Below are 12,506 nucleotides of genomic sequence, written 5' to 3' on the forward strand. Positions count from 1 at the left end.
GTGGTAGCTCAGGTTCAGTGAATGGAAAAGCAGATTCTTCGTTCACCACCCCCGAACCAACCCCAAAGAGCGATCCTCGTTCTTTGGGGCCCCAGAAACGTTCGGGGCCCCGTTCGCTCAGAATGACACATCAAATTTTTCTTAGAGGGCGCGCTGGGAGTGACGCCGCTTTTTGAGTTCGTGCGTTCCCACGCAAGCGGAGCTTGGATAGACACCCACGGTGGTAGCTAATGTTCAGTGAATGGAAAAGCAGATTCTTCGTTCACCACCCCCGAACCAACCCCAAAGACCGATTCTCGTTCTTTGGGGCCCCAGAAACGTTCGGGGCCCCGTTCGCTCAGAATGACACATCGAATTTCTCTTAGGGGGCGCGCTGGGGATGACGCCGCTTTTAGAGTTTAGAGCGATCCCTTTGCTTCGGCGATGACGATGGCGGACTGGCGGGAGGCCTGTTCGTAGTAGCCTACGAATCGCTGCGGCTCGGCGGCTTTATAGGGCGCGAGGTTATGGGCCCAGCGGAAGCCGACGGGCTGATACAGTAATTCGGCTTTCACGACGAGGCGGCCTGGGGCGGAGACCGGAATCTCATAACGGGTGGTGGCGCTGCCGCCGGTGAAGTCCGGGTCTGTGGCGGCTTTACCGCGGACAGCGATGTCGGGCGATGCGGTGCTTTTGTCGAATCCGGCGGGGAGGATGCGGTTGTCCTTGAGATAGTGGGTGGCGGTGAGGAGCGCGGTGGTTACGTGGTCCTGCGCGTCGCCGAGGATGGGCTCGAAGATTTGCACCTGATCGGGCGCGGTGATGGTGGTGTAGTGCGGCGAATAGCGGGCGGGGTCCGCGTCGTTGAGATTTCCCGCGATCGAGCCGTCGTCGTTGAGTTTGCCGGACTCGAAGACGATGTGGCCGGAGGCATCGCTGACGGTGACGTGGAGCCAGGCACGGCGCGAGGGGAATGCGGTGGGAAATTTGTGTCCGGTGAGATTCTGGACGGCGACAGCGAACGCGAGTTTGCCGTTCGAGACAGAGAGGGCGCTGAGAGAAAGATGGGCGGTCTGGGACTGGAGGAATTTGCGGGTCTCGGCGGCGGCGGAGTCCAGCTCGGTAGACTTTGGATTGACGGCGAGTTCGTCGTGGTGTGTGGAGAGAAGCGTCTGCATGAAAAAGTTGGCGCCGGGGAAGGAGTGGAGGCGAAGCCCATCGTGCGAAGGGCTGTTGAACAAAGCATCCGGCGCAGAGCCGGCGATGGCAGGCATGTGACATTGCTGGCAGATCTGCTTGTCTTTGTAGTCGCTGTGGAGCCATTCAACGTAGGGCATCTGCTCAGGGAAACGGCCCACGGGTTTTCCGGCGGCATCGAGCGTGGTGGTGTAGAGCGTGTGGCAGGACCCGCAGAGGCCGGCCTGACGAAGGTGATCGGACTGCGCGAGGGTAAGGCCCGCGGATGCGGTGTGCATGGCAATGGCGCGGGCGTCGGGGGGATATGGCCCGAAGATAGGACGGTCGTGCTGATCGACGGGCGCGACGGTGAGGTTGCCATTGTAGGAGTCTGGCGTGCCGAGTCCGGCGGGTTGGGCTTCATGACAAGCGGAGCAACTGACGCCATCGAGAGCGGCTTCGTCGGCGTCGTGTGCGGCGTCGAGTGGGAGCCGCGAGAAGACCACGGTATCGTGGCCGGCAGCTTTGTCGGCCAGGTGCTGCACGGGCATGTGGCAGGTGGCGCATTCATTCTCGATCGACGAGGCGGCGGAGGCGTGGTCGAGAGCTTCGCGGCGAACGCTGGCTTGCCAATATGGGTCGCGGGAGGAGTTGGCCATGATGCTGGTGCGCCATGCGGATCCGATGGAGACGTCCTGACCTTTGGCGGTCTTGAGATTGTTGTGACAAGTGACACAGCGGGTGGAGACGGGAAAGGGCGGCTTCTGGGCGCGGAGAGCGGCGGGCATGAGGAACGCCAGCGAAGCCAATGTGAGCGCAAGAACCAGCGGGCGAATCGGATTGCGACGAGCCATTTTCAGTTCCTCCAGAGACCGCCGATGGACCTCGCATAGAGCATACTGGACTCTATACTGAAAGACAGTATGAGTACGTTTCTTCCTGTGGATGAACAGATGGATCTGCTGCAGAAGGGTGCGGCGGAGATTATTCGTGTGTCGGATCTACGCGAGCGCCTTGAGGAGAGCCGCAAGACGGGGCGGCCGTTGCGCGTGAAGGCGGGCTTCGATCCGACGGCGCCCGACCTGCACCTGGGGCATACCGTGCTGATGCGCAAGCTTCGGCACTTTCAGCAGCTCGGACACACGGTGATTTTTCTGGTGGGCGACTTTACTTCGCTGATCGGCGACCCAACCGGGCGCAACGTGACGCGCAAGCCGCTGACGCGCGAGCAGATTGACGCGAATGCGGAGACGTACAAGGAGCAGGTGTTCAAGATTCTTGACGCCGAGAAGACCGAGGTTCGCTACAACTCGGAGTGGCTGGGAAAGCTGGGTTACGAGGGCACCATCCGTCTCGCGTCGCACTTCACGGTTTCGCAGATGCTGGAGCGGGATGAGTTTCACAAGCGCTTTCAGGCAGAGCAGCCGATCAGCTTGCACGAGATGCTTTACCCGCTGATGCAGGCGTATGACTCGGTCGCGCTGGAATGCGATGTGGAGCTCGGCGGTACCGACCAGAGATTCAATCTTGGCGCAGGACGCGAGTTGCAGCGGCAGTACGGGCAGAAGCCGCAGATCGTTCTGATGACGCCGATTCTTGAGGGGCTGGACGGCGTGCAGAAGATGAGCAAGTCTCTCAACAATGCTATCGGCATCAACGAGCCGCCGGCGGAGATGTACGGGAAGTTGATGAGCATCTCGGATGAATTGATGTGGAAGTATTTTCTTCTCTTGACGGACCTTCCCGGTTCGAAGGTTGAGGCGTTTCAGGAGGATGTTTCTGCGGGACGCGCGCACCCGATGGCGATGAAGAAATACCTTGCCCAGACAATCACCGCTGACTTCCATGGAGAACTAGCGGCGCAGCATGCGGATGAAAACTGGGCGCGCATGTTTCAGCAGAAGGAAGTGGCCGAGGATATGGAAGAGGTTCACATCGCCTATGCGGACCTGGCGAGCCCGTCGTGCCCGGCGGGAGAGCTGCAGATTCGCGTTTCGAAGCTGCTGTTACAGCTCGGACTGGCCGCAAGCGGAGCCGAGGCGAGCAGGAAGCTTGCGGAGAAGTCCGTGAAGATCGACGGCGAGGTTGTGACGAATGCGGCGATTCCGATCGATACGCTGCCGACGCGGCTGGTGGTGCGATTGGGAAAACGGGCGAAGGCAGCGGTGATTGGCGGGTTTGGCGAGGGTGTTTAGTCCGACGATTGTGGCGGCCACAGAAACTGAATTCTAGTTTCCTCCGTGGTCACCGCCCGTGGAGAGCTAAGCCCGTCAAGCCCTGCAGCCACGTCAGAAACGGGTTCCCAAGGCGCCAAACCGGTAAGTCATGCCGAAGGATATGCCTCGCGGATTCAGGGTGTGGTTCTGATTGGTGATGCTGCTGTGAAAATTCGGGATGGCTTCGTAGGTATAGTCCACTCGCGTCCACCAATGTCCGCCCATGTGGTATTCCGCGCCGCCTCCGACCGACCAGGTGCTGTACGTGGAATGGAGGTGGCCTGTACTGTTACCGGGTTGCGACAGGCTCGCGAAGCCGAGTTCGCCTTTGTAAATAGGCTGAAACCTGCCCCAGTAACCCATGGTGCACATCAAACCGCCCTCGCCAACGAATAGCTTGTAATTTGAAGCTTCCGAGTTTCCGCCGACGATCATGGAGTGGCCCTCCGCAGTGATCCCGAGGCAATGCCACATCGTTGCAGTAGCCCACGCGGCGGGACCCCACCTGTTGATGTCTCCGGCTCTCCAATCACCTGAAAAATAGTCCATTCCCCCGCCGGCGCTCCAGTGGATGGGGAACTTTCTGCCCGCAGTTGCCTGAGGTTCAATCTGAGCAAGGCTGGGAATCGAAATGAGAAGGATGGCCGTAGCCATGGCGAGCTTAAGATTCATTTTTTACCTCCTGATTCGAGGCCGGTCTAGACCAAGGCCGACCTGGATAATTGACGATGCGACGGGTGGCCGGGAGGCCGTTCACGCGACAATTCACTGATATCTAACACTATACGATGTGCGGTTTGCAGCGAGGGTGGCTTGCGCGATGAATTCACGTCCTGAGCCGATACGCACCGGAGGAGCGAACCGAAATCTCTGAAGGCCTAGAAGCGGAAGAGATAGGAGAACTTCACGAAGATCTGTTTGCCGTCGTTGAGGTAGTTGTTGGCGCGGGGGGGAGTGGGGTTGTCGGGGTCGCAGGCGCCGGTGAGGCCGCGGATACAGAGCGATCGATCGAGATTCTGCAGGTCGTTGTTATAACCGATGTAAAGGACGGTGCCGGGATGCGGAAGCCAGGTGAAGAGTGCCTGGGTGCCGATTTGTTTTCGGCGCTGCAGAGAAGTCTCCGCGGGATTTGCGAGGGTTGAGTCATATTCAGCGATGACGCGGGCGGAGATGGAGCGCGTGAACTGGTAGTTGATCTTGGTGCGCAAGACCTGGCTTTCGTAGACGAATGCTCCGTTGGAAACCGTGTGATCGCGGTCGAGCAGGTAAGTACTGGATGACGTGAGCTGGCGTACGGGCTGGAGGTTCAGAACCAACTGGACCTCGTCGGCATTAAGCAGCGACGGAATTCCTCCGGCGACCGGATTGTAGTTCACGTTTCCAGCGCGAAGAGCCGCGACGTAGAAACCGAACTGGGAGTAAGGCGCGCCGCGTACGACCATGCCGCCAAAGTTCTCAGTGAAGTTGACGTTGTGCGCGAGCGGGTATCCGTCCTGAGGCCCGAGGGTATCGGAGTTATTGCCCAACTGCGGCGCGAAGACCAACTGGCGCGGAAGCGTTAAGTAAGGAGAGAAGGTGAAGTAGTGGTACAGGCGATTGCCCTGGTGGTCCCATCCCAGGAGTTGAAACGCATCGAGCCCGAAGCTCTGAATCGCTTTCTTTTTCGGATACCAAAGGTAGGTGACGTGGTTTTGATCGCTGTAGAGGTCGCTGGTGGGGATGAAGCCAAGCTGGGATTGAAAGGCGGTGCTGAAGTCCTTGAAGATGGTGTCGAGGTTGAAGGCATGTCCGCTGCGCTGAACTTCGAGATAACTGGCTGGTCCGGCAGCGTAGGCCGGTGCGGTTCCGGGATTGTTCGGACTCATGGTGGAGGACTCGACCATCTGGCCAACCGCGGTCCAGCTTTTGTTGAGATGGGCGGCGAAGTCGAGGCCGCCGATGCGATTCCAGCCGCCGCCGAACTCCTGGTCGGTATAGATGAGGCCGACGCTCGAGTTCTTTCCCAAATCCTCTGAGACGCGGCCCACGACGTACTTGGCGCGCCGATGATAGAGCGGATCGCCCGGAGCATAGGTGTCGCCCGGTTCGCGATCGTCGATGGCGAACAAGCCAAGATTTGTGCGGCCGATTTTTCCTGTCAGACGAATGCCGAATTCCGGGTGAACGATGTTGCGCGTGTAGACGAGCAGGATGGGCGTGCTGAAGTAATTCGCATTCTCGAGAAAGAACGGCCGGAGTTCGGGAAAGTAGACGGGGTAGCGCTGGTTGACGGTGAACTGGGGCTGATCCGATTCCACATCGCTGAAATCGGGGTTGATGGTGCCGTCGAGAATGATGCTGTCGTTGACGATGAGCTTGGCTTCGCCGCCCGCTGTGCCTTCAAGGCCGCGGGAGCTGAAGTATGGGTTGAGCGGATCGAGATTGATCAGCTCACGCTCATTCTGGGCCAGCACGTAGGGATTGATCTGCAGGTTGTGGGAGCCGGTGACGCCTTCGATGCCGTGCATGGTGGCTTGCTGGGTGAGCACGCCGGAGATGCTGGTGGAGACGCGCGGCCAGAAATCGAGTTCGCTATTGCGCGGAAGGTTGCGCGTGAAGACGATACCCCAGTCGGGGCTGGCGGTACGGAAACGGATGCTGCGGAAGGGAATGGCGACGATGGCCATCCAGCCCGTGGCGGTGACGCGCGCTTCGGAGTCCCAGACCTGGTCGTAGCTGTAGTCGGTATCGCTGGTGTAGTCGACGCTGGGGTTATCGGTCCACGCAGCATCGGCTTGCACGCCGGCGGGATTGACGGTAAACAGCACTCCCCTGCGGCGGTCCTGGAAGGGATCGAGGAGGACCGAGACGGTGTCGTCGCCAGTGATGTCTTCGCGGCGGGAGAGGTGACTGCGAATCAAGCCGGGATGGTCGTCGTGGCAGATGAATACGAAATAGAGTGTGGACCTGGTATGAGCGATCCAGACGTCGGTCTGCTGGGTGGCGGGTTCACCGTCGTTGGGTGTGTTCTGGATGAAGCCGGTTACCGAGGCAAGCTTGTCTTTGATTGCGGAATCGGGCTCCATGCTGTGAAAGTCAGAAAGTCGGAGAGGTTCGGTGAGGAGCGGAACCTTGAACTCGGAGGGGTGCGCGGCCTTTGGAATCTGCGGCGAGACCGCGGTCGGCTTACTGTTTTGCGCAAGAGAGTGCTGTCCGCAGAGCAGCGGTGCGCACAGAAGTAATCCGAGAAAGAGTGCCCTTGAGCCACTGGAGTACCGGCCCTGCTTCGTTACGTTCAGAGGATTTGCACGCCTGAATCGCTCTTTGGTAAGGATCATTCGAGGGGTCCGGGATGAAGTTTGCCATGCGCACGCAAGGATGTCACACATAAGTTGTAGTGGTCTGTGCGCCCGCGCAGATATCTTTCGTTAGGACAGGATTGGTTGAGCCGAAGTGCTGCTTTTCCAATAACGATGACAGCGATGACAAAAACCGGGAATGGAACTAACGTGCAATTGTGACAGTTAAACTCATGCGTATTATATATTTATTCGATTCATTCAGTTTGAGTGCGCGCTTCGAGTTATGGGGAACCATTTTTGGCAAGGTTAGTCGGCCAGTGGTTTAACTCGATGTGCGAAAGCGGTAAGGGACCAAGCGGAACCAACATGAACCGGCTTTGTGATGAATCTCACCTGCGGCGCTATGGGTGCGATTTCGTGATTACGGTGGTGCAGGCGGCAGGTGACGATTTGCTTGTTTTTTCCTCTGTCGAATACGGGTAAAGTCATTGAAAACAAGTTCATGGGCGATACAATTCGAGCACGCCAGCAGCTCAGAACGTCGATCCTCAATGTGTGATATGCCTACTTTAGAGAACCGAAATTTCCTCGAGCAGGCAACGGTGGGGATTGTTCATTCCACGCCGGAAGGCCACATACTCCGCTGCAATGCGGAGTTTGCGGAGATCATCGGATACCCGCGTGAAGAAGTCCGCGGTCTGATGATGCAGGAAATTACCCCGGATGAGGATGGAGCGCAGTGCCTCGCATCGTTTCAGAAGCTTTGGACGGGCGCCAGTGACGCGCTGAGCCTGGAGATCCGACTGATCCGCAAAGATGGAAGCCTGACGTTGGCGAAGCTGACGGTATCGCTCCTGCGGGATCGGGAAGGCTGGCCGTCGCATTTGCTGGCGCACGTTGAAGACATTCATGAGCGGATGAAGGCGGAGGGCGCGCACGCCGCACCTGCTGAGCCGGCAGTCTCCACCAAGGACGACCGTTATCGAACCACCTTCGAGACCAGCCCCGACGGAGTGCTGATTGCGCGCGCAGAAGACGGCAAGATCGTCGAAGTGAATCCCGCATTTCTTGAGATTGTGCAATTCACCCGCGATGAAGCGATCGGGCATACATCCACGGAACTGGATATCTGGGCGGACGAAAGCGATGCGCTAAGGGTGGCGGAAGCGCTGCACGAACAGGCCGTCTGTCGCGATTTTGAAGTGCGGTTGCGTCGGAAGAACGGCGAGGTCTTCTGGGGACAGCTTTCAGCATCGTACGCGGAGTTTGACGGCGAGTCGTGCGTGATCTCGTACATTCGCGACGTTTCAGCGGCCAAGGCAGACGAGGAGAAGATCCGCAGCCTCGCGTTTTATGACACGCTGACAGGATTGCCGAATCGCCGGCTGCTGTGGGAACGGCTGCGCCAGGCGCTGATTTCGAGCATACGCAGCGGCAGCAAGCATGCGCTGCTGTTTGTCGACCTGGATGGATTCAAATCGCTGAACGACACGCTCGGTCACCACATCGGGGATCTTCTGCTGCAGGAAACGGGAAGACGGATCGCAGGCTGCGTGCGCGAGGTAGACACGGTTGCGCGGCTGGGCGGCGACGAGTTTGTCATCGTTCTGGAAGACCTGAGCCAGATTGCGGAGATTGCGGCGGCGCAGGCGCGCACGGTGGGTGGCAAGATTCTGGGCGCAATCGACCAGCCGTTTCTGCTGGAAGGGCGCGAGTGCCACACCACGTCGAGCATGGGAATCACGGTATTCGGCAACCAGAGCGAGAGCACCAACGAGGTGCTGCAACAGGCCGATATTGCGATGTACCAGGCAAAGGCAGCGGGACGGAACGCGATGTTCTTCTTTGCACCGGCGCTGCAGGCATCGGTGAATGCGCGCGTGGCGCTGGAGAGGGATCTGCGCGCGGCGATCCGCGAGAACCAGTTTTCGCTGTTCTATCAGCCGCAACTTGATCGCGGGATGATGACCGGCGCGGAAGCGCTGATCCGCTGGAAACACCCGACGCGCGGTTTAGTGGCGCCGCAGGATTTTGTCCCGCTGGCGGAAGAGACGGGCCTGATTTTTCCGCTGGGCAACTGGGTGCTTGAAACCGCCTGCCTGCAGATCGCAGCATGGGCGGGACGCAAAGAGGGTGAGCATCTCTCGATCGCGGTGAATATAAGTTCCCGCGAGTTCCGGCAGCCGAAATTTGTGGATTATGTGCTGGCGGCGCTGGACCGAACAGGCGCCAACCCCAACAACCTGAAGATCGAGTTGAGCGAGAGCATGTTCGGCGAGAACGTTGAGGACGTGATTGCCCGGATGAACAAGCTGAAATCGCACGGAGTGCGCTTCTCGCTGGAGGATTTCGGGACCGGCTACTCGTCGATGACGTACCTGAAGCGGCTTCCGCTGGACCAGATCAAGATCGATCGCGCGTTTGTGAGCGAGATCCCGAAGGATCCGATCAGCGGCGCAGTGGCGCAAGCCATCATTTCGTTTGGCAAGGCGATGGGACTTTCGGTGATTGCCGAGGGCGTGGAAACCGAGGAGCAGCGCGCGTATCTGGCGAAGCTGGGGTGCCATTCATTCCAGGGCTATCTTTTCAGCCATCCTCTGCCGCTGGGCGAGTTCTTCGAGAGCTAAGCGCCGCAGGAGGCGGACGGCATCTGCTTCCGACTCGTAGACACGGAAGAGCGTAAGAATTCAGACCATCGTGAGGGTTTTGGCAGCGAACGGCGGAGACCGTTGTTTCATGCGTTCAACTTGCCGGGACCTTGTACCTGTCGCGGGCGAAGACCCTGCCCCAGGGAACGAGCTCATTGCGGAGGATCTCGAGAATTCGTCGTCGAGCGTGGCGATGCAAAGCGTGGGAATGGGGGAGGCGCGGATGCCTGAGGAGTGTTGGACCCACCCTGCTCCTGGGCCATACAGCATTCTATATACGAACTTTGGAGGTGTCCTCAACTCTTTTTCCCCCGTGAATGGCCTGAAATAGTGGTAGAGTGAGGCATTCCGCGAGCAAGTGAGAGGGCACCAAGGTGTCTCTGGACGGCGCGCAAGTGTACCGTGACCTAGTTACCGGCGTGCCAGACGTAATACGAGATTCCTGTTCAATCCATTCCTAAGAATGAGACATATACTCTATGTCTTGGGGAAACGCGATGGAGCCACTGCTGAATCTGCAGGAATTCATGAAGACCGACCCTTCCACGGGGCCGACCCACAAGCCAGTAACCATCCCGGAGGTCGGCCTTCGCCAGGCGGTTCTGGAAGATCTCGCGCTCAAGCATCTTTATCTTGCCGGACCGTTTTCGGTACTGGAGATGGCAAAGCTGATGCGCATCAGCTTCGAGGTTGCGAGCGAACTGCTGAAGAGACTGCGGACCGAGCAACTGTGTCAGGTTACCGGATTGAGCGGCCAGATTCCCAATCTCGCGATCACATCGCAGGGTAGAACACGCGCGCAAGAACTGCTGATGCAGAGTCAATACGCGGGACCGGCGCCGGTACCTCTGTCGAGCTATGTGTCTCAGGTAAAGCTGCAGAGTGTGTCGCACACCGAGATCCACCCGTCCGAGGTGCACCAAGCATTTTCCAGCATGGTGCTCGACGACCGGATCCTGTGGCAGCTTGGAACGGCGCTGAATTCCGGGGCGGCGATCTTCCTTTACGGTCCTTCTGGCGTTGGTAAGACTTCGATTGCCGAGTTGTTGTCGAAGGTGCTCTCGGAGGACGCCGTTTGGCTCCCGTACGCGATTGAAATCGACGGACAGCTGATCACCGTTTACGATCCGACGCTGCACACACGGCTGCCGCACATGGAACCGCCGAATCACGATGAACGATGGGTGCTGTGCCAGCGGCCCTCCGTGATGGTTGGCGGCGAATTGACGATCGAGATGCTCGATCTTCAATTCAACCCGGCGAGCAAGTTTTACACCGGGCCGGTGCAGATGAAGGCCAACAACGGCGTGCTGATTATCGACGATTTCGGGCGTCAGAGGGTGCGGCCCGATGAACTGCTTAACCGGTGGGTGGTTCCGCTGGATCGAAAGATCGACTTCCTCACCCTGGCGGGCGGCCGGAAGATTGAAATGCCGTTTGAGATGCTGGTGGTGTTCGCTTCGAACCTCGACCCAGCGCAGCTTCTGGATGCCGCATTTCTGCGCAGAATCCAGAGCAAGATTCACATTGGCGAAGTGAGCGACGAGGAGTTCTGTGAGATTTTCCGCAGAGTCGCGACGGACCGCAAGATCGATTGCGACGATACCGTGGCGCACACGCTTATCGACTTTGTGCATGGCACGCTGAAGCAGGAGCTTCGTTCGTGCTATCCGCGCGACATCATCAACCAGATTTGCTGGGCCGCGAAGTACGAGGGCAAGGACCCGCAGATCAACCACCGGACGGTGATGCGGGCAATCGAGTCCTACTTCCTTACGAGGGACTAGTGAGTTTCTGGCGCGTGAGCCGGGCGATCTCAGAGCGGAGTTCATCTTCTGAGGTTGCTCGCTCCACTGCCTGCTCCAGCTCGCGCAGTTTTGCTCCGACTAAAAAGCGATAGGGAATGTCGCCGCTCTCGGAAACCCGGGTAATAAGAGAAAAGTCCGGCGCGTCAAAGACGTTGATGTGTACGGTTTCGCCCGCGGTGATCGGACCGTCGGAGAGGCCTCCGATGTTTCCGGCAGATGCCGCGGAGGAGGAGCCGCCGCCGCCCGTACCTTGCGCGAGCGGGATGAGGGCGGGACGAGATTGCTGTGCAGACACGACGAGCGACGCAAAGACGAGGAAGCAAGCGGTAACCAAAATGCGGTTGTTAAAAGTCATTGTCCTTCTTGTGGTCACGAGACCAATGTTAGACTGACGCGCGAGCCGATGGATCGAAAGCATGCCGGCTTGTTGAGTCACCCGGCGCGCCAAGCTCCGCTTGAGCATGTACCCGCGACAAGATGATCTAGTGCGACGGGAAGAGGTGCAGCCTGCCGGCAATGGCGCGCGGATGTTTGCGCACATCTTCGGTGTTTACAACATCAGGCTAGCATAGCCCTGGAGTGTTGAGCCTGCTGGAACGATCCCGCCGAAAAGCCAGCATCCCTCCCCGGTCCGGTTGTTCTGCCACCCGCAGCCGCAGAGGCCGGCCGCTGCGCATCACTGGACAGCAAGTTCAAGTTGAGACTGCGCCAATGCGAAGGTGCGCCGAATTCCCTCCTCGAGGTTGACCTTTGCACTCCATCCAAGCGCCCGGATTCGGCTCACATCGAGAAGTTTTTGGGGGGTGCCATCCTGGCGTGACGTGTCGAAAACCAATTCGCAGTCGAACTCAAGGACGCGCGCCATGAGCTCCGCCAACTCGCGGATGGTGAGATCCTCGCCGGTGCCGATGTTGATCAGCGGGGCCTCGTTTGGCGTCAAGAGAGATTCATACGTGCTCTGGGGCAGATGGAGGAGATGGACGCAGGCTTCGGCAAGATCGTCGCTATAGAGAAATTCGCGCCGTGGTCGACCCGTGCCCCATACCACCAGCTTCTTTTCACCGTTTCGCTTTGCTTCGAAAACTTTGCGCATTAAGGCGGGCAGCACATGGGAGCCGTTGGGATCGAAATTGTCGCCCGGGCCATACAGGTTTGTCGGCATCGCAGCCAGGTATTGTGTACCGAATTGCCGATTGTAGGACCAGCACATCTCGATGCCTGCAATCTTGGCCAGCGCGTAAGCGCGATTGGTGGGCTCAAGCGGCCCCGTAAGCAGGTACTCTTCCTTGATCGGCTGTGGAGCGAGCTTTGGATAGATGCAGCTTGAACCGAGAAACAAGAGCCGCTTGACTCCGCTACGAAAGCCCGCATCGATCACACTGGTCTGAATCTCGAGAT

8 protein-coding genes are annotated in these 12,506 nt (G+C 58.7%); 3 read left to right on the forward strand and 5 right to left on the reverse strand.

The window, feature by feature from the left end; genetic code table 11:
* Positions 1-398: 398 nt before the first annotated feature.
* Positions 399-2,009 (reverse strand): hypothetical protein, encoded by a 1,611-nt coding sequence (locus WCA10_RS17190; RefSeq protein WP_472823741.1) that lies wholly within the window; start codon positions 2,007-2,009, stop codon positions 399-401.
* Positions 2,010-2,078: 69 nt separating this feature from the next.
* On the opposite strand from WCA10_RS17190, the gene tyrS reads away from it, so the two are divergent.
* Positions 2,079-3,350: a tyrosine--tRNA ligase gene (tyrS, locus tag WCA10_RS17195; RefSeq protein ID WP_472823742.1), complete on the forward strand. Its 1,272-nt coding sequence runs from the start codon at positions 2,079-2,081 to the stop codon at positions 3,348-3,350.
* 93 nt (positions 3,351-3,443) lie between these two features.
* Here tyrS and WCA10_RS17200 read toward each other — a convergent pair whose 3' ends face one another.
* Complete coding sequence (locus WCA10_RS17200) at positions 3,444-4,043, reverse strand: outer membrane beta-barrel protein (RefSeq protein ID WP_472823743.1); 600 nt, start codon at positions 4,041-4,043, stop codon at positions 3,444-3,446.
* 206 nt (positions 4,044-4,249) lie between these two features.
* Positions 4,250-6,688 carry a carbohydrate binding family 9 domain-containing protein gene (locus WCA10_RS17205; RefSeq protein WP_472823744.1) on the reverse strand — a complete coding sequence of 813 codons (2,439 nt, stop codon included), beginning with the start codon at positions 6,686-6,688 and terminating at the stop codon, positions 4,250-4,252.
* A gap of 524 nt (positions 6,689-7,212) precedes the next feature.
* Between WCA10_RS17205 and WCA10_RS17210 the strand changes: the two genes are divergently transcribed.
* Both WCA10_RS17210 and WCA10_RS17215 read left to right on the forward strand, forming a co-directional pair.
* On the forward strand, positions 7,213-9,279 hold the full coding sequence (locus tag WCA10_RS17210; protein WP_472823745.1) for a sensor domain-containing protein: 2,067 nt from the start codon (positions 7,213-7,215) through the stop codon (positions 9,277-9,279).
* A 500-nt stretch (positions 9,280-9,779) separates the two neighbouring features.
* Positions 9,780-11,087, forward strand: a complete 1,308-nt coding sequence (locus WCA10_RS17215; RefSeq protein ID WP_472823746.1) for an ATP-binding protein — start codon at positions 9,780-9,782, stop codon at positions 11,085-11,087.
* Here the strand turns inward: WCA10_RS17215 and WCA10_RS17220 are convergent.
* Entirely contained in the window at positions 11,074-11,463 is a 390-nt protein-coding gene (locus WCA10_RS17220; RefSeq protein WP_472823747.1) for a hypothetical protein, read from the reverse strand. The two genes, WCA10_RS17215 and WCA10_RS17220, sit on opposite strands and share 14 nt — an antisense overlap.
* Positions 11,464-11,784: 321 nt before the next feature.
* Positions 11,785-12,506: GDP-L-fucose synthase family protein (locus tag WCA10_RS17225; protein WP_472823748.1), on the reverse strand; the 722-nt coding region annotated here is incomplete at its 5' end.

Origin of the sequence: Occallatibacter sp. (assembly GCF_049582745.1) — a bacterium.
Classification (GTDB): domain Bacteria; phylum Acidobacteriota; class Terriglobia; order Terriglobales; family Acidobacteriaceae; genus Telmatobacter.